Origin of the sequence: Psychrobacter sp. PSP (assembly GCF_024085615.1) — a bacterium.
GTDB classification, from domain to species: domain Bacteria; phylum Pseudomonadota; class Gammaproteobacteria; order Pseudomonadales; family Moraxellaceae; genus Psychrobacter; species Psychrobacter pacificensis.
On the sequence record NZ_JABLTF010000008.1, the window covers coordinates 1 to 25,038 of the forward strand.

Here is a 25,038-nt window from a genome sequence, read left to right on the forward strand (position 1 = left end):
TATAGGTGTCTGTGTCGGTGTAGCGTTGATTATAATTGATATGATATTTTTGGAAAGTAAGCGTAATGAATAAACAAGTGAATATTGATCAGTACAAATAAAAAGAACTAGCGTCATAGTCACTCTATACGGAAAAATACTTTTTATACTTGAGTATGTTTATAAAATGTGAACTGGAAGGTAATGTATGACTGGTATAGGTACTCACTCATTTTAGGTCTTAAAACCCAATACTTAAAAGCTCTGCGTAGAGCCATTATTATAGAGACATTGAATAATCCATAAATTCTTTATTGATAATAACAAAAGGAAAATATAGTGTCACAGGCTCAGCCAACTATTGAAAAAATTCACAGCCTTAGAAAAAAACAAGAGACCGCGTTAAAAAGTCTTACCCTTATAGGCTACCTAGAAGGCACCTCTTTCTTATTATTGCTCTTCATCGCCATGCCACTAAAATATATGCTGGATATTCCAGAAGGTGTGAAATACATCGGTATGGCACACGGTATTTTGTTTATTACCTATATCATAATACTTATAGGCTCAGCTATCAAAATGAAAATGCCTCTTTGGGCAATACCTGCGGGCGTACTCGGCTCACTCTTACCTTTTGGCCCATTTATATTCGATCATTTACTAAAAAATAACTTACAGAAAAGTGTAAGTAAAGAAGCCTAGAACAAGCTCTGCTACAAATGATACAAATGATACAAACGTATATTATTACTCAAGATTATTTTTCCTAACTAAATTACAAGCCGCCATCACTCATCATGGCGACAAATGAATAATATTGAGCAGAAATTAATCACAATAAAACTTTGATTCAGACCCAGTATGAATAGTCTTACACTCTAGTTACTTTTCCAACTTATCTTACATACTATCGACAAACCCGTCTTGTTTAAAAGCTAAACAGGTTTTGTCATCCGCGATGGATTTCCTGTTATCGTAGGGTATGCCTCAAAGGTACTACCTAATTAGGTTCACTTATCAACTAATAGACCACTTAAAATAGACTGATATGATGGAACTACTTTTGACAGACTACTTTAGGTGATTGTGTTTACTAAACCATATCTGAAGGCTTTCACCGAAAAGTAAGACGATAAGCGTGCTGAAAAAGAGTCTATACAGCCCGCTTTAGATTATGGCCATTCTCACTAAATATGATCATAAATACTCAAATACTCAAAATACTCAAAATACTCAAAATACTCAAAATACTCAAAATACTCAAAATACTCAAAATACTCAAAATACTCAAAATACTCAAAATATTGTCAAAAATAGCTTGAACTCTTGTCAACTGAATCGTTTTTACATGTCTTTACTTAAAACATTTTAAATACTTAATTTCAATACTTAGTGTTGAATAAAAAAGCTATACCTAAGCTGCTACTGATGACTAACTACTTTTTTAATACGCGATAAACGGTAGCTACCCCAACACCAACTGCCTTAGCTACTTCCTCTTTTGTCATATTGTTTTGACTGTTTAATTCTATAATACGATTATGTTTCGTTGTATTAGGCTTTTTACCAGTGGGCTTATAGCCACTGTTAGCCAATCCCTGCTTGATACGCTCTCTACGCTTGTCGTTATCAAGCTTTGCCATTGTGGCTAATAAGTCGATTAACATATCGTTGATTACCCTGAGAATATCCCCGGTCATACCTTCACTGACCGTATGCGTGGTTGGTAGATCAGCTACCACCAATCGTAAGCCCTTGTCTTTAATGCGCTGCTTTAAGATTGCAAAATCATCTTGAGATAGCCTGCTTAATCTATCCACACTTTCAACCAGTAGAATATCTCCTTCTTCAGCGTCATTGAGTAACAGAGTGAGTGCGGGTCTATCGAGCTTCGTACCACTGAAATGCTCAATATATTCAGCATAGCTATCATCGTAGCTTTTGCTAAAGCTAATCAAGTCAGATAAGGCTCTCTTAGCGTCTTGATCCTTAGTGCTTGCTCTCACATAAATACGAACGCTCATAACACTACCTCTATTATTTAGACTCAATAAATAATGTTCATTGATAATATCAAGATATTACTATCATTTAATAATAGAAACAAGTCTAATGATAGCTAGGTTATCGTTTGGGGGTTTTACTGTTAAGGTATAGTCTAATGGTAGATTGTCAGGCGCTTTCACTGGTTCGGTTCCCTAGTGAGGACTTGAATATTAAGCTATCCTCTATGTCCTATTCTCAATTGAGTTTTTATGTCTAATATACTAAGTAATGAACCTATAATACAATACGAACCACAGAGCCTACGTCCAATAGTAGCTACTATTGGAGTACTTTTTAAAGATGGAAAGGTGCTTTTAGTACGCCGTGCTAACCCACCCGATGCAGGTCGATGGGGTTTTCCCGGTGGTAAAATTGAACGTGGGGAAACTGTTAAAGATGCTGCCGTTCGTGAACTTTATGAAGAGACAAGCATTGTATCAAAAGCCTTTAAGACATTTAACGCTGTAGACGCGTTTGACTTTGATAGTAGTGGTAAGCTGCGTCACCATTTTGTTCTTGTAGCCGTACTTTGTATTTGGGTTTCTGGTGATCCTCTAGCAGGTGATGACGCCCTAGAAGCTAGATTTTTCGATATTGAAGATTTGATCAATGCAGATTTAGCCCTTAGCTTAGATGTTAAAGAAATAGCATTACAAGCAGCTGAGTTACTCTAAAAAGTAAGAAAGTTCGATATTCTACACCCTCCCAGTAACAGCCGATGTAGCCTTACGTTTGCACGATGCTTTAGGTATTAGTGCTGATTTACTCATGCGCGTTCAATCAAAGTACTCTCTTTGGATCGAATCGCAAAAACAACGTCCACAAATTCAGCCATTTTTTGCGAGTTGTTAGTGGTTTGACCCACTAACAACTAACACGTTGGCTATTCATTGAGTAAATCCTAAACTCAACTAATTCTTTTATTTATCAGGCAACCATTTTTCGACATTCGACGGCACATTCACGGCAAGCATCAGCACATTGCTGGCAGTATTGATGCTCATGTTGGCTACATTCATCTGCACAGTATTCACAAACCTTGGCACAAAGCTCACAAATTTCTTTCATAAAAGGAGATTCTGTTTGCTGCATACGAGCACAGAGCTGACAAATATCTGCACAATCTAGACAACGCTGAATACATTCTCGCATCATCTCCAGATTTTCTTCTTTTAGACAGGCATTTGCACAACTGGCACAGGTAAGGTAACAGTTCATACATGCCTTTGCGCAATCTGAAAATTGGATATCGTTCATCATACTTCGCTAAAGTCAATTGATTTAGGAATAGGCTAATCAAAAAAAAAGATATACACTAGGACGATTATGTAAGGGAAAGTAAAATAGTCATAGATTTTGTTAAATGGTTTTAGGAGAGTGTAAATGCAGTGTCGATGAAGGACTGCATGAGCTGCTTTTGAAAGTCTTTGATGTCATCGAAGCTTTTCATGCTGCTGGCCATTTGCTCAGCCAGTTTCTTGATGTCAGATTGGTTAGTCATTGCTTATTCTCCTGTTAGTGGATTATAAGCAGTTACACAAAGTTTGGGAAACTCTCATGGAAATTGCCTTTTGAGTTTGAAGCAATGTACAATGATAAGATTAACCCGTTAGGTCAGGTGGCCTAACTTAAATAAAAAGTCTCCGACAAACCCGGTACGGTTCACTATCTATTGTTATTCTTACCTGAAATTGATGTGAGCTTATAGAGACAAGGTAAATTTGCAAAAGTGCCGGCTATTCAGTGTTCATTGAATGTTTAATTTAATTTATTAAGCTTGACCTTGGAGTGGCTCTAAGCCTTATACTTGGTACAAATTTTTCGGTTGTTATGATGATGCGTTCTACTACATGGATTACAGTCTTGGTTGGATTGTTCATGTTCCAAAGCTTTTGGAATGTGGCGGCGGCCTTTTGTGTCCATGAACAACAGCCTCAATCACAGCAGAGTTATCATTTTGGTCATCACCAAAATACCTTGTGTGCCAGCGATAGTCGTCAACACGATCATAATGGACAGTCAGAAAACATAAAAACATTCAGTAGCGATTTAGAAATCGGTGAAGATCATCAAGATCATCTACCATCGATGATGCATTTGATTGTACAAAATGAAAAAGTAGATGTGTTTCATCCAAGCTCTGAAGTTAAAGTGAATCCACAATTTCATTGGAAAAACAGCTATCAGGCTCCTGACCTGTTTCAACAAAGCCTACCTCCCGAATTTTCCCCGCTCATGGTGGGGTAGCCTAAAACATTCCCACCACTTTTATTATTTAAATAAGTGGGAAAAATCATGTCTTCACAATCAATTATACTCTTGCGTCATAGCTTGGTTGCTTGTATATGTGCAGCGGCTATGCAATATAGCTATGCTGAAAACGTTACCAGCTTTGAATCCGCTTTAGCAAAAGTACAAAGTTACCAGACTCAAGACAAGCCGTGGCAACAAGTTCAGCAAATATCTGAATTGAATATTCAGCAAAGTCGGTTATGGCAGAATCCAAGTATAAGTTTAGAACAGTCTGGCTTTGGCTCAGGTCAAGAACAGGAATTCAATGTTGGCGTTAGTCAACCTCTAGATCTATTTGGTCAGCGTAAGCTGAACCGGGTGATTGCCAATACCTCGAATCAACAAATCCAATTGCAACAGCAATTATGGAAGGCACAAAGCCAACTGATTGTTAAATTTGCATGGTCGCAATTTGCACTTGCTGAGGTTGAGCAGTCTGCTTATTCAGTACAGTTAAAAACAAGTAAAGTCAATCTGGACAGTGCCCAGAAACGCTATCAGGCAGGCAGTATTGCCCTGGTTGATTTTGAGCGTGCCCAAATTGAAGCGCTAGAAATCCAACGACTTTATGAGCAAGCGATGCTGAATAAACAAGCTGCCGGTCGTCAGCTGTCTAATTTGTGGGGGGGAGAAACATCTTCACATCTTCAATTGAATAAAACCGCTATCCCTTGGCCAGAGCAAAGTCTCCAAACTGTGCAACGGTATATTGCTGAAGGGTGGCTAGAAAAACTCTATGCCTTGAACATTCAGCAATCGGATCATCAAATTGAAAATTTAAGAATTCAGGCACGTCCCAATCCGACTTTAAATGTAGGCATGAAACGTAGCAAAACCCCTAATGAAAGCAACGATACGACTTTAGCAATCGGCGTGGCTATTCCACTGAATATTTTCAATCGCCAGCAATATGCGATCCCGATGGTCCAGCAACAGCAAATATTGCTGAACCAACAGCAGCAGCGTGAGCTGAAGCAACAAATACTCGATATTGCCAACAGCATGCATCAGCTCAAAGGTTTACGTAGCCAGTTCGATGCCACAACAGCACAAGTTACTTTGGCGACCAAAGTTCAGAGCCGTACTTTACTAGGGTTTCAGGCAGGGAAACTGTCCATTACCGACGTTCAGCAAGCAACCACCCAACTGCAGAATCTTCGATTGGGTCAATTACAAACTCTACGTCAAGCTTGGCAAACTGCCCTAGCAGCTGAGGCACTCAGTATTGGCACAAGTTATGAAGAAATTAGCCGTTCGGATGCCTATACACAACTGAATAAAAAGGCAGTCGAAGCATCGCAAAATTTAATCAATGGGGGAGCACGATAAAATGAACGCCAAGCAAAACGGAAAAATATCCCAGTCTCTCATGATTGTAGTTTTGATTCTGATTACGGTCTTGGTCAGTCTGGCTATTTGGTTAAGTTCAAAAAAAACTGAATCTGAGGGGCGTGGTTATGATGAGGGAAATGCCGAATATTCTGATGAAGATAGTTCTGAAGAAGGACATGCTGAAGAAGGCGAAATACAACTGACCAGCCAACAAATGGTTGAACAAGGTTTAAAAGTTGCTGTTGCATCCACAGGATTGGTTGAAAAGCTGACAACCCTGCCAGGTAAATTGGTGGTGAATACCGATCAACAAGCGCATATATCGCCTAATTTTAGTGGTTATGTCGAGCAGATCAATGTGGCTTTAGGACAGAGCGTGCAAAAAGGACAAACGCTGGCTGTACTAACCGTGCCTGAACTGATCGACCAACAGGCAAATCTGCGTATGGCACAGGTGAATCTGGATTTGGCCCGTAAAGATTACCAGCGCGAACAGCAACTCTGGTCACAGGGGGTTTCTGCCAAACAGGATTACCAGCGTGCCGAAAATGCCTACCGTCAAGCGCAGATTACTGTCCAGTCCTCACAAGCACGTTTAAATGCATTAGGTGCAAGTGGCAATAACAATGGGCGTTTTCTGATTAAAGCACCGATCTCTGGGGTGATCAGTCAAAAAGATATTGTGGTCGGTGAAAATGTGCAACTGGCTAATCAGCTCTTTGTCATTGAACAGCTGAAAGATTTATGGCTTGAGTTTAATTTGCCGAATCAATTCTCAGGTCAACTGCAAGCCGGGCAAAAAATTGACTTTAAAGTGAATGATTCAGATCAAAGCTATAAAGCTACTGTACAAAGCTTAACCTCTCAGGCAGATGTACAAACAGGGCGTCTGGTGGTGCGCGCAAAACTCGATGCGCAAGCTACTGAGTTGCGTTCTAATGTGTTAGTGAGAGTGTTGATTCCGGAAGCTACAGCAAAATCAGCCCTTCGGATTCAAAAGTCTGCGCTGCAAAGTATTGAAGGTGAAGACAGTATTTTCATCGTAGATTCAGAACAAAAAGGTCAAGTCCACTTAAAAGCACAGAAAGTGCAATTGGGGCAGGCTTCAAGTGATGGACAATGGCTTGAAGTGATTTCTGGGCTGACTGAAGGGCAGAAGTATATCGCTCAAGGCAGTTTCTTGTTGAAATCTGAATTAGAAAAAGACGAGGCAGGCCATGGACATTAATTCTGATCTACCAAAACCCGAAGGTTTATTCGAACGAATCATTCAGTTTTCCATACAAAATGCGATTTGGGTGTTGCTCTTTGTCTGTACCTGGATTGCGGTCGGGGTGTATAGCTATCAGAAACTCCCGATTGATGCTGTACCCGATATTACCAATACCCAAGTCCAGATTAATACTCAAGCCAAGGGTTTTACTGCGCTTGAAGTCGAACAGCTGATTACCTATCCCATTGAAAATGCCATGGCTGGCATTCCGGATCTGGAGCTTACCCGTTCCATATCCCGTTATGGACTCTCTCAAGTCACCATTATCTTTAAAGATGGGACTGATATTTATTGGGCCCGTCAGCAGATTAACCAACGGACACAGGAGGCGCAATCTGAGTTGCCTGCACAAATCGCACCGACGATGTCCCCCGTTTCTACGGGTCTCGGTGAGATTTATCAATGGGTACTGAAGGCAGATCCGAATGCGAAAAAGCCGGATGGAACTGCATACACGCCGATGGATTTGCGTGAGATTCAGGACTGGATTGTGCGTCCTCAACTGCAACGTGTTAAGGGAGTTGCAGAGGTCAACAGTATTGGTGGTTTTGAAAAAACCTATGTGGTCTCTCCCGATTTAAACCGGATGCAGCAACTGAATATCTCATTAGAACAACTGCAACAGGCTTTAGCGCAAAATAATGAGAACCGAGGTGCAGGTTATATTGAAGACAATGGTCAGCAACTGACGGTACGTGTACCGGGTGCATTCAATGGGCTTTCTGATATTGAGAACACCATGCTGGGTAGCCCAAATGGCAGCCCAATTCGGGTTGGTGATATTGCGCAAGTCTCTATTGGGCATGATTTAAGAACCGGTGGGGCAACCTATAACGGCAAAGAAACCGTTTTAGGGGTTGTCATGATGGCGATGGGTGGAAATAGCCAGACTGTTTCTAAAGCTGTGGATGCCAAGCTTCAAGATATTCAGAATAGTTTGCCTAAAGGGGTAGTGATTGAAACGGTGTACGACCGTACTATCTTGGTTGAGAAGGCGATTAAAACCGTTCAGAAAAACTTGGTAGAGGGAGCAATCCTGGTCATCATCATTCTGTTCCTGTTTTTAGGGAATATCCGTGCTGCCTTGATTACTGCCTGTGTCATTCCACTCTCTATGCTGTTTACCTTAACCGGGATGGCACAGCAAAATATCAGTGCCAATCTGATGAGTTTAGGTGCACTCGATTTCGGCATCATTGTCGATGGTGCTGTGGTGATTGTCGAAAACTGTATCCGGCGTTTAGCCCATACACAGCAACTGTTAAAACGACCTCTCACACAAAGTGAACGCTTTAAGGAAGTTTTTCTGGCTGCCCGCCAAGCACGTCGTCCTCTTATTTTTGGTCAGCTTATTATTTTGGTGGTGTATTTGCCGATTTTTGCTTTAAGTGGTGTGGAAGCAAAAATGTTCCATCCGATGGCATTGGCAGTGGTACTCGCCCTTGTTGCAGCCATTATTTTATCGATCACCTTTGTGCCTGCTGCTGTGGCATTGTGGGTCAAAGGCGATATTCAAGAAAAAGAAAGTCGTTGGATGTTATGGCTAAAAGCTAAATATCAGCAAACTCTTGATATTTCGTATCAATACAAAGCAGTTGTGCTGACTTTTGCACTGTGTTTATTAGTGATTACGGGATTTATCAGTACCAAACTCGGCAGTGAATTTGCACCACAGCTCAGTGAAGGAGACTTTGCGATACAACAGTTACGTTCACCAAGTACAGGCTTAGAAGAGTCTTTACGTATTCAGGAGAATACTGAAAAACTTCTTTTAAAGAGTTTCCCTGAAATTAAGGCAGTATTTGCCAGAACGGGTACAGCCGAGGTTGCAACAGATGTCATGCCACCCAATATTTCAGATGGCTATATCATGTTAAAGCCTCGTTCAGAATGGCCAAATCCTAAAGAAAGTTTAGATGAATTACGTGGCCGTATGGTGACGTATTTAGCCACGATTCCAGGCAATAATAGTGAATTTTCACAACCGATTGAACTCCGATTTAATGAATTGATCTCAGGTGTGCGTAGTGATGTTGGTGTGAAAATCTTCGGTGATGATATGAATGTCCTCAATACTGAGGCGACTAAAATCTCCAAAATCATTCAGCAAATATCGGGTAGCAGTGCCGTGAAAGTTGAGCAGACCTCAGGTTTGCCATTACTGAATGTCGAGGTAAATAAAACTTTGGCTGCACAATATGGTTTGAGTGTGCGTTCAATTCAAGACCTTGTGGCAACCAATATTGGTGGACAAAGCGTGGGAGAGATTTTAGAAGGCGATCGTCGTTTTGATTTTGTTATCCGTCTTGGAGAGCAAGACCGTAGTGTCGCATCTGTTTCCCAGTTACCTATTCAGCTTCCAAATGGTGGCAGTATTTTATTGTCGGATGTCGCGCAAGTCTCGACCATTGAAGGAATCAACCAAGTCAGTCGAGAAAATGGTAAACGCCGAGTTGTGGTTACAACGAATGTTGAAGGGCGTGATTTAGGGTCTTTTGTTTCTGATGTACAGACACAGCTCAAAGCATACACTTTGCCAAGTGGTTATTGGATAGAATATGGCGGTCAGTTTGAAAATTTGGCTTCAGCCAAAGCACGGATGCAAATCGTGATTCCACTGGCTTTAATCACTATCTTTATTTTACTGATGGCGGTCTTTCACAATGTCAAAGAAAGTCTATTGGTCTTTACCGGGATACCCTTTGCCTTGACCGGTGGTGTGCTGTTCCTTTGGCTAAGGGATATTCCATTATCGATGTCAGCTGGAATTGGCTTTATTGCCTTATCTGGTGTTGCAGTCCTCAATGGACTGGTAATGCTGACCTTTATTAAGGAATTAAGGGACAAATATCCAGTGCATAAAGCCGTGTGGCAAGGGGCTATTTTGCGCTTAAGACCAGTGTTGATGACAGCTTGTGTGGCTTCACTGGGTTTTGTACCAATGGCGCTGGCAACCGGAACAGGGGCTGAGGTTCAACGGCCACTGGCAACCGTAGTGATTGGCGGGATTATCTCTTCAACATTACTAACTTTGGTGCTGTTACCCGTGCTTTATCGTTGGATAAATGAAAAAAAAGTTTCTTAATCCAATAGATTAGTCGATTTACAGCAGAGATATTGGCTGTTATCCAATATCTCTGCTCATCATAAATAGAATAAGGAAAATATTTTATGTCAGAACATCATGATCATAGCCATGCGGTTGTTACTGAAGAAAATAGTAAGAAGTTAATGGTTGCCTTAGGTTTAACGACTACTTTTTTAATAGTAGAAGTTGTCGCTGCTTTTGAGACCATCCCGAATTCTGTGTAACTGCCGTTTAGATTAAATGCTTGCTGATACGGTCATCAAACATAATCATAAAACGATTCAGAGCAGACGTCCAGTTACGGATTGGCATCGACCACGAGCCCATCCTGGATTTTGTGTAACTTCTATTTGCTAATAGGGTATAAGAAGTTACACAAAGTTTAGGAAAGTCCCTTTTTTATACCTATCGCTCAACCAACTTTTCCTCAATCATTTCAGTCAACAACTCAGTCACCGTTTTTCGGCTTTCAAGCGCGTACCGCTTGAGCGCAATGTGTTTATCTTCATCTAAATTAAAATTCACGCGTACCGTCTTTTTGGGACTGTCCGTCACATCCGATAAAGCCAATTGATCCTTAACGTTCTTACTAGGACGACCTGCTGATAAACTCATGACTTACTCCTCACCAAAAAATATTTGAATCTCACTGACCAATGCGGTTATCTCTTGTATCGCATTGCTACTAGGCGATTCGGTATCAAATACTGTCTTACCAAGGGCAGCACTATTAGGATAAGCAACTCGCTGCATCACTCTGGTCTCTAATACCGGAATATTATAATCAAGCAGCGCGGTTGCAACCTCTTTACCAATATTGGTATTTTGAATGGCGCGTGAGACAACAAAGGCTGCCTTTAGTTGGCCATCCATCATCTCAATACGCTGCTGCACTAAATCAACCAAATCGCTGGTCGCCCAGATATCATAGGGGCTCGGCTGCACCGGAATCAATATAAAATCAGCCGCTTTTATAGCAGAAATAGCCAGACTAGTAGCTTGCGGCGATCCATCGATCACCACATAATCTTTATCAGAGACGTTTTTTAAATCTTTATCAAGTGTTGGTCTATCGAGCCCAATCACCGGTACCGGATTGTCTTCATCAACTGCTCTCCAGTCACGCGCACTGCCCTGCTGGTCACTATCCACCAACAAAACACTATGGCCTTTTAGCTGTAAGCCACGAGCCAAATGCGTTGCGATGGTAGTCTTACCGCTGCCACCCTTTTGATTTAATACCGCGATTACCTTCATAAATACAGATCCCTGTAGTATGTATTGAGTATATAAGTATATAAGTATATAAGTATATAAGTATATAAGTATATAAGTATATAAGTATATAAGTATAACTAAAAATGTACGTCACATTACTACTAATAGCAATACTTCATAGTAAAAATAGCATCACCTTTTCTAACTAGCGTATATCCATCATGATAGACGTCCTGTATCAAAGACAGCATAACGAACTGCCTACTACCAGGTAAATTACCGCTGTTGAATATCAATTTGAGCTACTAAAAGGAATACGTTAGCCACTCATATTCGTTATAATCTGCTCACCAATCAAAACCACCAATCGTTAATGAGGAAACCACTATGGTGAAGTGTCACTTATCGACCATCATGGGCGAAAGACGCCTTAAAATTGCCGATGTCGCAAGGGATACTGGCATCAATCGTGGCACCATTACTCGCATGTATCATGAAGAAGCCACCCGAGTTGATCTAGATGTCATCGAGTCTTTATGCACGTATCTTAGAATCAATGTTGGTGATTTATATGAAATCATAAATGAGGACAGCAGTGAGTCGCCTGAGTGAACACCTTCGCTCATAAGACATTATCACCTTTAAAAGTATAAAAAGACCTACAGAAGGTTATTTTCTCTTGCAATAGATTAAAATATAGGTATAATTTGACCTGTAGTAAGTCATTTTATCCATTATTTATACACAATAATCTGCAGGAGAATACTAATGAATAACAATCTATCGCGGCTCAACAGCTGCGCTTGGTTTAGTGAACAGACTAAAAATTTAGCCTCTAAGCTGTTATTCAGCTTACAAGTACAGCAAGGCGTACAACTGGCATCATTACTTGGTGTTGACGCTATTCTTTATAATGATGAAGCGATTTATGTCTGGGTGCAACGACAGCTGGATGATGGTCTTATCGTTGACGACTACACTTTAAGCATCCTTGAAACTGCTTTTATAGAGTTGGTCACAGCTTACACTGACCAAGCAGCCTAGTCACTTTAGCTTATATTTACAGACTTCTTGTTTAACAAGAAACAATAACCCTTAAAGCCAGATAAAGTGTCATTATCTGGCTTTTTAATATAGACAAAGATAACGACAATCAAACAAGCCTTTTTTCAGTCTTATATGTTTCAGAAGACGCACTTTTGGGCAATATAGCTCACTATTGCCATACGTCTTTACTCAGTCGGCTTTGCACGCGGCACCCCAGCTATTTTATAATAAACAAAGCCTCTCTCATCTCTCAAAACACTCTTACTGTCTGCTCTAACGCACCAGCTGATTGCATCAGGCTGCTCTTTATTAACATCACAAGCCAAAATAAACTGCGCACTTTGAGCATTATTAAAGGCCTGTTTCCAACCCGTTTCAAGCTCATCGATGCCGCGCTGTAGCTCTGCTTGCTGGTATTTCATCTCTGCAATCTCATCAAAGCTTGGCACATACCAAAATACCAGAGCCACCAAACTTATTATCACAGCCATCGTACCCGCTGCGACAGCGGCTGCAATCCTTTTAATACTCATAGTCTCAATGGACTTATGAATTTTGTCCAAGTCTTTACTAGCTCTACCCTCGACCTGCTCAATCCGCGTTTTGGTGGTGGTCTCAAAGGTCTCAATATCTTCAATAATCTGCTTATGACCAGCTTGGTACTGATTGGTAAATAGGGCTAGATTGTCAGCGCTTGCGCTAAGTTTATCAGCAACTCCTTGCATGGTACTGATTTGTACCTCTATGCTATCGTTTTTAGCAGTGACGACCGACTCTACAGCCGTATCAATCTGCTGTTTCATATCGGTGATGATGCCCGCTATTTTGTCATCATAACGACGCGGCATCTCATTGTCAGTGAAAGCCGTCACTGCTGCTTGAAGCTGCTTTAACACGAGTTCTTGATACTGGCTCAATGCCTGCGAAGTCGTGCTTGCGCTACTACCTAATTCTTCAATGGCAGAAGACACCTCATTCACCTTGCTATCAATACCGCTAAGCGAACGCTCAAGCCGCCTCGCTACCGCATCATCGGCTCGCTTAATCAGCTCACGCAAGGCCCCAATGACCGGAGTCAATGAAGTCACTAGGTTAACAAGTTGATCGTGTATGTCTTGCTCATTGCTATTGTCTTTATTCATGGGGTACTCATTATTATAATGCCGCCTAAAATGGGCGTGGTGAGGAGTAGCGGCGTCTTTGTGCTTGTTCATGCGCTTGGATGGCGTTCTTCGTTTTTTGCAGGTGATCTGTCACAGTTTGTGTGAGCGTTGCCCCATCTATGGTGATAGCAGGAACGTGCTCAAAGCGCTCATTGATCTGGGTTAATACCTCGACCTTATCTTGATTGTCAGGCAAGCGCTCAAGCTGTTGCCATAGCGTCGTTGCTGCCTTCTGCACCTGCGTTGCAATTTTTTTGGCATCGGTGTCTCGTAAACTTTTTTGTAGTGTCGTAAAGCTGTCAGTGTGTTTTAGAGTAGTGAATATAAATGCTTGTGCGGCAACCGCCTCAGCCGCGTTGATCACTTCGATCGGTGCATCAACGGCCTTAAAATCAAGGGCATCAACGCGGTCACGCACCCGTACCACTAAATTGTCAAATCGATCTCGATATGCTTTGGTCTCATTGATTCGCTGACGCTTAAGAGATGCCTGCTGCCGTCTCTGTTGTAAAGCTACTCGCCGCCTGGTTAAAGCCTCCTCTCGTGCGCGCTCAGCCTCTTCCTTAAGCTTTGCTTGCTCATGTGCTTTATTGAGCTGGTGGTGAAGCACCATCGTACGGTTGCGCCAGTCATCAAGCCGATCTGCGTTCAATTGAGTGGTCTTGGTACGGGTAATCTCATCGTATAGGTCATCATCTTGCACAATCACAGCTTCACTTTGATCCAGTAAGGCGATACGCTGCTCATAAAACGGCGACAGGCGCTGATAGGTTTTTTGACTGGTATTAATTTGCTGCTTTAACTGTTTGATGTCGTTATCATTGGCAGTCTTAAACGCTTTAACATCAGCGGTCAATGCCGTTAAACGAGTGTAAGCATCCGCGTCTACCTCTACTGCTTTTAACGTACTGAGCGCCTCACGCTCTTTTTGAAGATATTTAAAGCGCTCAACATCCAGATCTGCAAATGCGGCAAACTTATGATAAGTGTCCATGTTATTGGTGACGTCTATCTCTTGTAGATCCGCAAACGCTTGATCCCACTGTAAGGATAAGTCGGATTTTTCAATATCAATCTCATCAAGAGCTTTAAAGCCAGTCGCCAGTTTATTCAGCTTTGCGGCAAAGGGTTTTAGCGTGGCCTTCAACCCTTTGTAGTCCGCAATGACTTCATTATTAAGCGGGATCAGCTTTTTTAAAACCGTTTTATTGTTCAGCACCGTTTTATCAATCTGTGACAGCTGCTCTTCAAGACGGCTAACAGCGCGGCCTGTTTGTAGGGTATCATCTTGTCTAAACTCCTCAACCAACGCTAAAGCCGCCTTTAGTGCCTCACTTTGCTCTTTTGTGCTTATCTGCCTGGCAAGCTCAATCATTTTTTGGCGGGGGTCACTAAAATCCTGTCCCACCTCCTCGGTGAACCGCTGGGTACTCTTAATGTTTTTATCAATAGTAATAATCTGTTTAGACTGGTGCGCTAACTCTTCATGCAGCGCATCAATGGTTGAAAATAAGGCGCTGCGTACCATCTTTTTTTGACTCACAAAGTCGGCTGAGATTGCTAAAAGCTCATCAAGTGCGTGATCATTCGCCGCATCACTATGCGTCTGACTGTTACTTTTAGGGATAGCGGGTTCAAGTTCAACGGCAGGATCTACAAATCGGATATTACTGAGCTCAATTCGCGCAAAGGGTTTACGCTTTTTATAATGTATTGTGACGCCGTTAACCTCTTGTTCATTGCTTTCTAGGTCAATACGTCCCTTGTCGTCGTACTCAATTACTAAACCATTTTTTTCAATGTAAGCATTGATCTCATCAATCGTCTCGTTGTATTCGTGAATCACTGAACGATTGCCTTTGAGAATATCCTTATATAGTGATTTACCCAGTTTCATTTTTGGCAAACGATTGATGCCCAGCTCACGGTAGGATTTCTCACTAATGGTTTTATTCTTAGGCAGTAGCTCATTGGCCATATCCGCCCAAAGGGTGCGTTGATATTTAAGCTCATCGCCGCGTCCGTTTAACCCCTTAGATAACCGCTCCTCCGTTGACCACTGCAACCAATTCTTGCGTGCTGATAAAGCATAACCCTCAACATCCGCTACTATCTCACGGCTTGAGAGTAAAATATGGGCATGAAAGTTACGACTGGTCAGCTCAACCACTTCAACCTCCCCCACATGTTTCTCGTGACTGTGGGGCCGATGAATGGCCACATCGACAAGCACGTTATAGCGATCAGATAAGGTTTGAGCGTAGCGCTCGGCCAGAACTATACGCTGATCCGCGGTGATCCCATCAGGAAACATCACATCAATCTCAGTACCCAATTGCGCGTTTTTACGAGTCTCAATGCGTTCAATATCATTCCAGAAACCCTCACGTGTCACTGCTAGATCCCCAGCAATAGTTGGCGTTAACAACGCCGTATGCATCACATTTTTCTCAACAACTTGCGTGTATTTAGTACCATCACTGTCCACTAAATTTAAGATTTTGTCTTTAGCTTTACTGGTGTAATCGTGGACGACTCCTGACTGCTCATCAACCAGTTTTGAGCCAGAATTATAAGCCGACTTTGCCACCACGCTATGATTTTTCGCCTTACTAACGGCGCTAACCGACAGGTGAAACCCTTTATTATTCATAGCAAAAAATCCGGAATTGAAAAATGTTTTCTTGGGGGTTGTAGGGGGTTCGCCCCCTGCCGGACGACGGAGTTTATGTAAAAAAACAGTACCCCTTGTGGGTCTTTTTTACACAAACTCCTAAGTTCGCTCTTAACAGAGGGTTAAAATACTACTGCGCCCACGAAACGATGTGGTCTTGTGTATTTTACTACCTTGCATACCTATGTATGTACTGCTAGGATCAACTCTATCATAGTTGGCTAAAAAAAGGATGAGGTAATGTCAGTAATATCAGATGATTTATTCGCAAATAAGATTAAGCAATTACAGGCTCTTAAAAAAGAGATTGATCAGGACAGGCTTGAAGCACATAAAATATTGGGGGAGTGGTTGGCCAACGCATTAGACGATGATGATAATCATGAACTGCAAGCTATTTTTTTAGACGCACACGATAATGAAAAATATGCTCGTTTGAAAAAGCACCGTGAATTTTTGAAAGCAATTGCCAATAAAATACAAAGTAAAGCTGAGGTGGTACCAAGCAGCTTTACACCACCTAAAAACAGTCAGGACAGTGACCACGGTTCATTGCTTGATATTTATTCATCATCACATTAGCTACTCGAAATCGCCTAATTGAAGGTACAGCTGGATCGTCTACTAATTAGCGAAAGGTTAGGAGACGGTTATCGGCTGTTTTAAGCGTTTTAGAATAGCTTTAGCTACCATCGTATCGGACAGAGCGTAAAACGTATATAAGAGTGGTTTCTAGGCTTTTTAGCAACGGTTTGATAAGTGTTTACAGATGTGTCGATAATGGCTACTGAAAATGAAGACAAACTATCTACAAAAAATGAGACTGATATTGAGAATGTGAAAACAGGGTTGTCCAGAATGACAGATGAAGATATTCAAAATATCTTTGACCATGCTTTTGAAGATTTTCAAAGATCCAAGCTTGATCCGAACTATGTGAACGAGGATTAACATCAAGTAAATGGACAATTGCATTCTGAGCTACTGATAAGTTTTATAAGTGATTGGTCGATCAAATTATCATCTTAAATCCGTCGGTTTTTTGGTTTTTTTCCTATTATTTAATATAAAAACATATTTTTTACTTTTAAAGACTTTTAAAGACTTTTAGGACGCTCTCAGACCTTACCAATTAAGGGCTTCAAGATCTATAAAGCTACAATCAGCTAGGTTAATGCTACAATCAGCTAGGTTAATGCTACAATCAGCTAGGTTAAAAGCTACAATCAGCAGGTATTATGCTACAATTAGATAGATTTGAGCATTAAGGCGTAGATATGACTAACCAAGTTGGTTTATATGAGAAGAAATACCCTGCAAATTGGGTTGTTATGCAAAATCGTATTCTACAAGCGTTTTATGAAATGACACTTGATGAAAAACGGTTGCTGTTGCTTGCTAGTTCAGTAGTGCGTTTGATAGATGCCACTGAAAAAGACACTATAGAGATAACCGCGAAAGCATTTGCAGAGGCTTGCAACATTCAAGTGGATTCTGCTTATACTCAATTAAAAGATGCTAGTGAAACGATGATGAGGCGATTTTTTAGCTATAGAAATGAACGCGGTAGCCGTGTCAATGTACAGTGGGTCATCAGATCAATATATGAAGATGGCTATGTGTCTCTATGTTTTACAGATGAAGTGCTACTGATGTTGAAGGTTTTTGATGAAAATAATCCATTCACTAAATATAAAAAAGAAGATGTACTTAAACTGAAGGGTGAATATTCAATAGATATATACCATCTGGCCAAAAAACATGAGGCAATGAGCTCGTGGACAATGTCACTTGAAGAAATTAGAGAGGAGCTAGCTCTTTCTAAATCTTACGAACGTATTAACAACCTAAAAAGTCGAGTCATCAACCCAAGCGTTGAAGAAATAACAGAAAAGTCAGATATTAAAATCACCTATGAAAACGTTAAACGTGGTCGTACCGTCACAGGACTAAAATTTAATGTCAAAGCTAAGCCCACCAAGAAAAAAAGTCTGGAGGACTTAAATCAGAATAATGAGAATAGAGATATACCATCCTTAACCGTCAAACAGATCGACCGTTTTGCGCCTCTATTGGCTAACTATGCCCCATTTGGTAGCTATGCGCCTTCAGGAAAAAGTACCCAAGAAGTGATCAGCTGGTTACACACTCAATTAAGAGATGAAGCTTTTTTAAAGACCCACAAAAAGCACTTACTGGCGATAGGCTATACGTTCCCTAAGCAGAAATCATAATATGAAAAAAGCATGCTTAGTAGTTTTGGCATTACAAATGGTTTATATTGTACGTACATATATAAGCCATTTGTAATGCCATGACGACAACCAATTATAATATCAGGCTCGATCAAGAGCTCAAGGATAGCGCCTTTGCCGTGTTTGAAAGCTATGGATTAACGCCGTCTCAAGCAATCAAATTGTTCTTAACTCAAGTGGCGCAAACCAATACCGTGCCGTTATCCTTTGATTATCAAAAACCCTCTAATCTTAATACGCCGCCACAAACTTCTGCGGGTGATTACGGATTGAGCGGCCAGCGCCATAAATAAATCAGTGTAAAAATAACTGTACAGATATAAGTACAGCTATGGTATATAATATCAGTCATACAAATAAATATGACCAAACACGGAGTAATCGTTATGGATGTTGTGAACTACACTGATTTTAGAAAGGGCCTAGCCAAATATATCGATAAGGTAGATACCGACAAATCGCCGATCGTGATTACTAGACAAAACGCCAAACCTGCGGTACTCATGAGTTTAGAAGAGTTTAATTCATATGAGGAAACGCTTCATCTGCTAAAAAGCCCCACTAATGCCAAGCGCCTCAGACGCTCTATAGCCGATGCTAAGGCGGGTCGTTTAATCGAGCATGACATCAATACGGATGACGCATTATTGACTTGTGATGATGAGGTGGACGCTTGATCTTATCTTGGACACAGGATGCGTGGGAGGACTACGAATACTGGCAAAAAACCAGCAAAGAGAAGGTCAAGCAAATAAGTAAGCTGATTAAAGCCATCAAACGTGACCCATTTGAGGGTATTGGTAAACCTGAACCACTCAAACACGATCTGGCAGGCTATTGGTCGCGTCGCATTGATCAAGAGCATAGACTGGTTTATGAGGTTCAAGATGATGCCATTATCATCGTTCAGTGCCGATATCATTATTAAGTAAACAGTGTTAGTTCACAAAAGTGCTTGATCCTAAGAATCAGGCACTTTTTTATTTTCCATTCTGGCTATGTGTCCTAAAACGAACGAGAAAGCTCTGTAGAGACGTCTAAATATATTGGTTAGTATTTCGACCTAAACATTCGATAACAAACCTTATGTGGTCATACGACGCCATATAATTGCTAATGGTGACTATACCTCTGATCACGTTACCACAGAATAAAATAGTTGCTGTTTTATTCTTACCTAAAAATACACGTATATTATTTTGAATTTATATATACAGATTTAACAGATTTATACGTTTTTCGCCAATCCTCTGTAGCGCTTCATTTATAAGTATTACAGGGGATTTTTTTTATTTAAATGACGACGTTAACCTTGTTATAGGTAGACAAATACCTTGTTGTTTTAGTGTATAGGTAGACATTTAGCTTGTTTTAGGTAGACAAATACCTTGTATATGACGAAAAATTATAAAATTTTTCGTCATATATGTTATATTAGTTAAAACCAAACAAATAGGTTAGGATATGACACCTGAAGAAATGCAGGGTTTTCAAGACAAGCTTAGGCAAGACTTTGGCCATACAATCAGGGTACGCGTTGAAAAACCGCTGACACCAGAGGAGCGTGAGGCTTTAATCAATCATATTAGATACACAAGAAATGATTTCAACGCCTCTATTGAGATTATTGAGCCCATTCCTATTGACTTTGATTTTGAGGTATTGCCTTTTGAAGAAGAGATTCAAAAGCCTATACAATCCCCTCAAAATGCAAGCTCAGATGCCAGTAGTACAACATCCGATAAAAAAGACGATAGCAACTGGGTTTATGGACCGAATTGGATTGTGCTACAAAACAGATTATTAAACGCGATTACAGATTTGACGCATAACGAGAGACGACTGATCATGCTTTTATCGCCAAAGGTTCGAGCTGCCGTTGATAAAAATGCTAATCAGCGGACGTTTATGTTGACAGCTTCAGAGTTTGCCAAAGAATATGGGCTCGAAAAAGATGGTACATACCAGCTGCTAAGTGAGTTATCGGATAGTTTGCTACAAAAAGCGTTTTGGTTTTATGATTTCAAAGCAGATGAGGTCGTCAATAGAAAAGGTAGCAGTTGGGTTGCTGAGTGTGAGTATCTAAAGGGTCAAGGGCGAATAGCGGTGACGTTGACAGATACAGTGACTGAGATGTTAACTGTATTTGATAAGTCAAATACGTTCACGAAGTACGAGAGGCGCTATATCGTGGAGCTGGGCTCTTACGGTATTTTAATGTTCGAGCTTGTCAGTAGCTGTTTACACTTGCAGAGTGGTAAAAAAGCGTACTCAGTTGCGTATCTGCGCCAAAAATTCAACTGCACAGACAAGTATGGAAAAATCACAGACTTTAAAACTAAGGTCTTAGATAAAGCCATAGCAGAGGTTGAGAAGCACACACCGCTGAAGGTTAGCTATACAGAAAACAAAATCGGCCGAGAAATCAGTGAAATCGTGTTTTGTATTCGGGACACCAGCAGTACAAGCCTTGAAGATATTGTCAAAGTGTTTAGTCCAGCTGAGATTAAAAAATATGGTTGGAAACTTAAAGACAAGCATGAGGTAGTTAGTAATTTTCCTCAATCGATTAAAACGCCGGTTGAGACACAAAAAGAGATCGAGGCGCGTATGGCAAAACCTGAATACTACGCAGAGTATGTGCGCTACTTAAAAAAATTAACCGACTTTGATGAAAAGCTACATATAAAAAATATGCTCAAAAGAGCCAATTAACAGCGCTTTAACCTCACTTGTGACGCACACATCAAAGGGAGTCGATGATAGTGAACTCGTGCGGTCTCTTATGCAAGGCATATTATAGGATTTAGTAGGGAGTATTATGAGCAAGGTTAGCTATAAAATAGACGAATTACCGCCACTAACTGCTAAGTAGTAAGCAGATTCAGAGCATCTAGCCACGCTTAGCGATGACGACATTGATTTATCGGACATTCCAGAAGTCACCGACTGGTCAGGCGCGATCCGTGGCAGTATCAAATCTCAAGCGTTGTCTACGGAAACCAGTGTCATTAGCCCAAGTATCCTTGCCAAATTCAAGGACAGAGCTAAGCAAACAGGCGGTAACTATCAAGACATGATCAACGATGCCCTAGAAGAATACCTAACCGATCACTAGGCATTAAATAACAAGCACATGACCTCAAGACGACTTGGGGTTTTTTTACACCTTGCATTGTAGTATGTTGTATATTGTATTATACTATATACAACATACTACAATGCACTATCAAGGAATACAAAATCATGGCACTCACCACACAAGATATTCATGCAGCAGCTGACCGATTACAGGAGCAAGGGATAAAGCCGACACTGGCAGAGGTGCGTAAGGCGCTAGGCGGTGGCTCATTCACTACCATTAGTGATGCGATGCAGAGTTGGAAGCGAGAACAGCAGGAAGAGCAAGAGCTGCAACAAGTGGATTTACCTAGCGGTATCACTGAACGCTTGCACACGCTTGGCGCTGATATGTGGCAGACAGCTATTGATATGGCGAACGATAGGCTGTCTAAGGAGCGTGAAGCTCTAGAGGTGGTTAAGGTTAAGGCACAAGCAGAGACGGACGAAGCGCAAGAAGCAGTTAAAACCTTAGAGGGTGAACAAGCAGATCTACTACAGCAGCTGGACGAAGTGGCCACTACTGCGGAGACAGCAACTAAAGCGGCTCAGCAAGCCACAGCTGACCATGATGCTACCAAACAGACGCTATCAGATACTAAGCATCAATTAGAGCTTGAACGAACTAAAGCAGAAACAGCACAATCACAGCTTGTAGAGACACGTAGCGCATTAGATAAGCAATCTGTAGAGCTTACTAGTAGTCTTGGTGAGGTAGCCACGCTTAAAGCTACAGCTGATAGCGATAAAGCAGAGATTGCACGTTTAAAGGCGGAGCTTAAAGCCACTAAGTCAGAGCTAAAGACGGTCACAGCTGAACGCAATGAGATACAAACTGCTACCGCAGAGATCAAAGGAGAGCTAAAGGCGGTAACCTTTGAACGTGATAAGCTATCAGGACTTTATGAGCAGCTGACTCAAATACAGGCTAAACTTGAAGCTGAACATAGTATATTGAATAAGCAATATGGCGAGCTATCGAGCCGTCACCTATCAGAACAAGAACAAGTGACTGTGTTACAAAATAAACTCAAGAAAGCTCAAGATAATCTAATACTTATTCAAAACAAAGATAACGCCTTGGATGTTGATTAAATAAAAGTATTCAAGGTTCCAAGATAAAGAATAGTTATGAGCTAGGAAGAGACTTTACCTAAAGCGTAGATCTCGTTCTATTCACACTAAGCTTATGAATCAACTATGACAATATCGACTCACTGAATAAATGACTGTTGTATAAGAACTATTCTAAATTTTTCTCTGAAGTCTAATAGTATATAGCCTAGTGGGCTATATACTATTTAAATTAGCCTAAGTAAGTTCCGATGCTGATTTTGGAGCCTTGAGCAGATTTCAAGGAACACTCACCCTAAAGCATCTATGAGTATTTTCTAGCATACTCACAAACACTTTAGTGCATTCCTTGGATTTGATGTGATTAGTCATGCCGACTTCATCGCCCATCGCGTCATCAAGACCGTATCACTGTATCAAGCTACGGTTGTTAAGATTACGGCTGATAGCACCGCCTAGACACGCTCTTAACCGCTACTGTGCTGTCATACGCTAGCAAGGGCAATACACCCAATATACCGCTACGATATGCACAAATAACCACTCATTGCGTTGCTCAATATGTCTAGAACCCCCTGTCGAGAGCTTTACCCTTCTGTCAAACGCAGTCGTCGCCTTAGCCTGCCACCCATTTGACGGGTAACGGTTATAAAGAGAGCAGCACGAGGATGTAACGAGCGAACAAGCGGTTTTTAAAATGTATAGTGAATAAAGTTGATATGAAAGCAAATTTTGGATAAAATGCACCTACACGGGCATTTAATGCTGTTCAAATAACGCAGTTCAGGTGCTTATTTGTTCGTTACAGTGTGCGTCAACACGCTGTAACCGTTAGCTATATTTAAAACTAAATGCCTCTGGGAGTCAACTCCCAGAGGCATTTTTTTGTTTGTCATGTAGATTGGGTTTTTATTATCTACTTTTTCATTAGATTGCTTAGGCTTTTTTTGTCGTCATTTAGCGTAGGTATTTCAACCATTTTGAAGTTAGCACTTAGTACATCCTCACAAGACGTTAAGTTTCTGACAATACTGGGATAGTTTACTATGAAGACCGGCTTAGTCGTCAGATGCAAGGTTTTACACGCGCTGTTAAGAAGCGGTAAATCATCTTTCTGAGAGAATACGATAATGAAAAGACAAACTTACACTCCTGAGATTAAAGAACGCGCCGTTCGCATGCTGATTGAAGCATTAAACGATTACACCTTTATGTGGTCATGTCATAAAAAGCGCACTAATGAAACTATACTAACCAACATTCAAGACTAAGCTACACATACTAAAGAGCTTGAACATGAGAACAAGAAGCTTACGTAAGCCAGTTAGATTACAGTAAAATCCGCTTTTTTCGCCCAAGGAGAGATAGGACACACAATCAAGTTGTGGCTCAGTTTATTGATAAAAATAAGTGTGTCTACGGTATTAGAGCAATATTGACTGTGCAATATAGAAAATATGCAATAAACTTATTTTCTACCTTTAATAAAATGCAGCAACCTAAACAAGGGTAAATTATGAGTAATTCAGATAACCACAGTCATCAAGCTCCAGACCCTAAAAATATGAATAAAGCTTTTTATATTGGGATTGGTCTAAATTCTGCATTTACGCTCATCGAGTTTATAGTGGGCTATTCAACTAATTCATTAGCTTTAATCGCAGACGCTAGCCACAACTTAAGTGATGTTGCCAGTTTAATAATCTCGTTAATTGGAATGAAATTAGCACAGAAAGCATCTACTACGCTTTATACCTATGGCTACAAAAAAGCTTCTATAATGGCGTCTCTTATTAACGCCATATTGTTAGTTACAATCGTTATAGGTATTGCGTATGAGGCCTTGGGTCGATTTGATACGATACCGGAAGTTGCAGGAAAAGTTATTATTATTACAGCTCTAATAGGTGTATTTATAAATACTGTTTCTGCTTTTGCATTCTACAAAGGTCAAAAAGACGATATTAATATCAAAGGTGCTTTCTTGCATCTAATGGTAGATGCATTGGTCTCTTTAGGTGTCGTTATCTCGGGCATTATTATTTACTATACAAGTTGGAATATCGTTGATCCTCTAGTTAGCTTGATTATTTCAGTCGTTATACTGTTATCGACTTGGGGTCTACTAAAAGAGAGTATCAAGCTTGCTATCGACGGAGTACCTCAAAATGTTGATCTCAGTAAAATCACTGCTATCTTAGAGAGCTATAATTTTATTCAAAACTTTCATCATTTACATATCTGGGCTTTGAGTACCACTGAGAATGCTCTTACAGTTCATATTGTACCGAAGACCGATATAACGTTTGAAGAGACTATTACTATGAAAGAAAACATCAAGGAAGATTTGGCGCATCAGAATATACAACATGCAACTATTGAATTTGGTACTAAGGCAGATGACAATCAAAAATCGCGTGCATTAAATGAAAGTATCAACTAAAAGATGATAGACCGTATATAGCTATCTCTTTTTA

Annotated in this window: 26 protein-coding genes and 1 pseudogene; 20 read left to right on the forward strand and 7 right to left on the reverse strand. The window is 40.7% G+C overall.

Annotated elements, in window-relative coordinates; genetic code table 11:
- Nucleotides 1-318: 318 nt before the first annotated feature.
- Nucleotides 319-681: a DUF3817 domain-containing protein gene (locus HL061_RS02040; RefSeq protein ID WP_087813587.1), complete on the forward strand. Its 363-nt coding sequence runs from the start codon at nt 319-321 to the stop codon at nt 679-681.
- A 734-nt stretch (nt 682-1,415) separates the two neighbouring features.
- On the opposite strand, the gene HL061_RS02045 is transcribed toward HL061_RS02040, so the two are convergent.
- Complete coding sequence (locus HL061_RS02045) at nt 1,416-2,003, reverse strand: recombinase family protein (protein ID WP_101204374.1); 588 nt, start codon at nt 2,001-2,003, stop codon at nt 1,416-1,418.
- A gap of 231 nt (nt 2,004-2,234) precedes the next feature.
- Here HL061_RS02045 and HL061_RS02050 point away from each other — a divergent pair, with 231 nt between their 5' ends.
- Nucleotides 2,235-2,699, forward strand: coding sequence for an NUDIX hydrolase (locus tag HL061_RS02050; protein WP_007115209.1), 465 nt, complete (start codon nt 2,235-2,237; stop codon nt 2,697-2,699).
- Nucleotides 2,700-2,952: 253 nt separating this feature from the next.
- Here HL061_RS02050 and HL061_RS02055 read toward each other — a convergent pair whose 3' ends face one another.
- Together HL061_RS02055 and HL061_RS13960 are read right to left on the reverse strand one after the other, a co-directional pair.
- Complete coding sequence (locus HL061_RS02055; RefSeq protein ID WP_093071101.1) at nt 2,953-3,282, reverse strand: four-helix bundle copper-binding protein; 330 nt, start codon at nt 3,280-3,282, stop codon at nt 2,953-2,955.
- 112 nt (nt 3,283-3,394) lie between these two features.
- A complete protein-coding gene (locus HL061_RS13960; RefSeq protein WP_264673014.1) occupies nt 3,395-3,526 on the reverse strand; it encodes a hypothetical protein in 132 nt (43 codons plus the stop codon).
- A 335-nt stretch (nt 3,527-3,861) separates the two neighbouring features.
- Between HL061_RS13960 and HL061_RS02060 the strand changes: the two genes are divergently transcribed.
- The 5 genes and pseudogenes from HL061_RS02060 to HL061_RS02080 all read left to right on the forward strand — a co-directional run.
- Nucleotides 3,862-4,272, forward strand: a complete 411-nt coding sequence (locus tag HL061_RS02060) for a cation efflux protein, CzcI-like (RefSeq protein WP_198013336.1) — start codon at nt 3,862-3,864, stop codon at nt 4,270-4,272.
- 48 nt (nt 4,273-4,320) lie between these two features.
- Nucleotides 4,321-5,646, forward strand: a complete 1,326-nt coding sequence (locus HL061_RS02065; protein WP_025644122.1) for a TolC family protein — start codon at nt 4,321-4,323, stop codon at nt 5,644-5,646.
- A 1-nt stretch (nt 5,647) separates the two neighbouring features.
- Complete coding sequence (locus HL061_RS02070) at nt 5,648-6,877, forward strand: efflux RND transporter periplasmic adaptor subunit (protein WP_252962455.1); 1,230 nt, start codon at nt 5,648-5,650, stop codon at nt 6,875-6,877.
- On the forward strand, nt 6,867-10,007 hold the full coding sequence (locus tag HL061_RS02075; protein WP_212564575.1) for a CusA/CzcA family heavy metal efflux RND transporter: 3,141 nt from the start codon (nt 6,867-6,869) through the stop codon (nt 10,005-10,007). Before HL061_RS02070 ends, HL061_RS02075 begins: the two co-directional genes overlap by 11 nt.
- 86 nt (nt 10,008-10,093) lie before the next feature.
- Nucleotides 10,094-10,204, forward strand: a pseudogene (locus HL061_RS02080) (cation transporter); the annotation flags it as partial.
- Nucleotides 10,205-10,415: 211 nt separating this feature from the next.
- Here the strand turns inward: HL061_RS02080 and HL061_RS02085 are convergent.
- Both HL061_RS02085 and parA read right to left on the reverse strand, forming a co-directional pair.
- Entirely contained in the window at nt 10,416-10,625 is a 210-nt protein-coding gene (locus HL061_RS02085; RefSeq protein ID WP_025652656.1) for a plasmid partition protein ParG, read from the reverse strand.
- A 3-nt stretch (nt 10,626-10,628) separates the two neighbouring features.
- Nucleotides 10,629-11,267 carry a ParA family partition ATPase gene (parA, locus tag HL061_RS02090; RefSeq protein ID WP_025652655.1) on the reverse strand — a complete coding sequence of 213 codons (639 nt, stop codon included), beginning with the start codon at nt 11,265-11,267 and terminating at the stop codon, nt 10,629-10,631.
- 348 nt (nt 11,268-11,615) lie between these two features.
- On the opposite strand from parA, the gene HL061_RS02095 reads away from it, so the two are divergent.
- Both HL061_RS02095 and HL061_RS02100 read left to right on the forward strand, forming a co-directional pair.
- Nucleotides 11,616-11,840, forward strand: a complete 225-nt coding sequence (locus HL061_RS02095; RefSeq protein ID WP_025652654.1) for a helix-turn-helix transcriptional regulator — start codon at nt 11,616-11,618, stop codon at nt 11,838-11,840.
- A 156-nt stretch (nt 11,841-11,996) separates the two neighbouring features.
- Nucleotides 11,997-12,272, forward strand: coding sequence for a hypothetical protein (locus tag HL061_RS02100; RefSeq protein WP_025652653.1), 276 nt, complete (start codon nt 11,997-11,999; stop codon nt 12,270-12,272).
- Nucleotides 12,273-12,460: 188 nt separating this feature from the next.
- On the opposite strand, the gene HL061_RS02105 is transcribed toward HL061_RS02100, so the two are convergent.
- Together HL061_RS02105 and HL061_RS02110 are read right to left on the reverse strand one after the other, a co-directional pair.
- Nucleotides 12,461-13,417 carry a hypothetical protein gene (locus tag HL061_RS02105; RefSeq protein ID WP_025652652.1) on the reverse strand — a complete coding sequence of 319 codons (957 nt, stop codon included), beginning with the start codon at nt 13,415-13,417 and terminating at the stop codon, nt 12,461-12,463.
- 25 nt (nt 13,418-13,442) lie between these two features.
- A complete protein-coding gene (locus tag HL061_RS02110) occupies nt 13,443-16,091 on the reverse strand; it encodes a MobA/MobL family protein (RefSeq protein ID WP_252962456.1) in 2,649 nt (882 codons plus the stop codon).
- Between the two features lie 261 nt (nt 16,092-16,352).
- On the opposite strand from HL061_RS02110, the gene HL061_RS02115 reads away from it, so the two are divergent.
- The 11 genes from HL061_RS02115 (at nt 16,353) to HL061_RS02160 (ending at nt 25,004) form a co-directional block, all read left to right on the forward strand.
- Nucleotides 16,353-16,694 carry a hypothetical protein gene (locus HL061_RS02115; protein ID WP_093071114.1) on the forward strand — a complete coding sequence of 114 codons (342 nt, stop codon included), beginning with the start codon at nt 16,353-16,355 and terminating at the stop codon, nt 16,692-16,694.
- Nucleotides 16,695-16,892: 198 nt separating this feature from the next.
- Entirely contained in the window at nt 16,893-17,063 is a 171-nt protein-coding gene (locus HL061_RS02120; RefSeq protein ID WP_156410067.1) for a hypothetical protein, read from the forward strand.
- Between the two features lie 326 nt (nt 17,064-17,389).
- The gene (locus HL061_RS02125; RefSeq protein ID WP_025652649.1) at nt 17,390-18,346 is read left to right on the forward strand and encodes a replication initiation protein; all 957 of its coding nucleotides are present in this window, start codon (nt 17,390-17,392) and stop codon (nt 18,344-18,346) included.
- 80 nt (nt 18,347-18,426) lie between these two features.
- On the forward strand, nt 18,427-18,660 hold the full coding sequence (locus HL061_RS02130) for a type II toxin-antitoxin system RelB/DinJ family antitoxin (RefSeq protein ID WP_025652648.1): 234 nt from the start codon (nt 18,427-18,429) through the stop codon (nt 18,658-18,660).
- Nucleotides 18,661-18,753: 93 nt separating this feature from the next.
- Nucleotides 18,754-19,044, forward strand: a complete 291-nt coding sequence (locus tag HL061_RS02135; protein ID WP_025652647.1) for a type II toxin-antitoxin system prevent-host-death family antitoxin — start codon at nt 18,754-18,756, stop codon at nt 19,042-19,044.
- Entirely contained in the window at nt 19,041-19,295 is a 255-nt protein-coding gene (locus HL061_RS02140) for a Txe/YoeB family addiction module toxin (protein ID WP_025652646.1), read from the forward strand. The genes HL061_RS02135 and HL061_RS02140 overlap by 4 nt, the downstream gene beginning before the upstream one ends.
- Nucleotides 19,296-19,831: 536 nt before the next feature.
- Complete coding sequence (locus HL061_RS02145) at nt 19,832-21,082, forward strand: replication initiation protein (protein ID WP_181718483.1); 1,251 nt, start codon at nt 19,832-19,834, stop codon at nt 21,080-21,082.
- A 274-nt stretch (nt 21,083-21,356) separates the two neighbouring features.
- Nucleotides 21,357-21,485, forward strand: a complete 129-nt coding sequence (locus tag HL061_RS13965) for a BrnA antitoxin family protein (protein ID WP_143007432.1) — start codon at nt 21,357-21,359, stop codon at nt 21,483-21,485.
- A 128-nt stretch (nt 21,486-21,613) separates the two neighbouring features.
- On the forward strand, nt 21,614-22,582 hold the full coding sequence (locus HL061_RS02150; protein WP_058025952.1) for a DNA-binding protein: 969 nt from the start codon (nt 21,614-21,616) through the stop codon (nt 22,580-22,582).
- A 1,109-nt stretch (nt 22,583-23,691) separates the two neighbouring features.
- Nucleotides 23,692-23,832 carry a hypothetical protein gene (locus tag HL061_RS02155; RefSeq protein WP_252962457.1) on the forward strand — a complete coding sequence of 47 codons (141 nt, stop codon included), beginning with the start codon at nt 23,692-23,694 and terminating at the stop codon, nt 23,830-23,832.
- Between the two features lie 245 nt (nt 23,833-24,077).
- Nucleotides 24,078-25,004: a cation diffusion facilitator family transporter gene (locus HL061_RS02160; RefSeq protein WP_093071121.1), complete on the forward strand. Its 927-nt coding sequence runs from the start codon at nt 24,078-24,080 to the stop codon at nt 25,002-25,004.
- Nucleotides 25,005-25,038 lie beyond the last annotated feature (34 nt).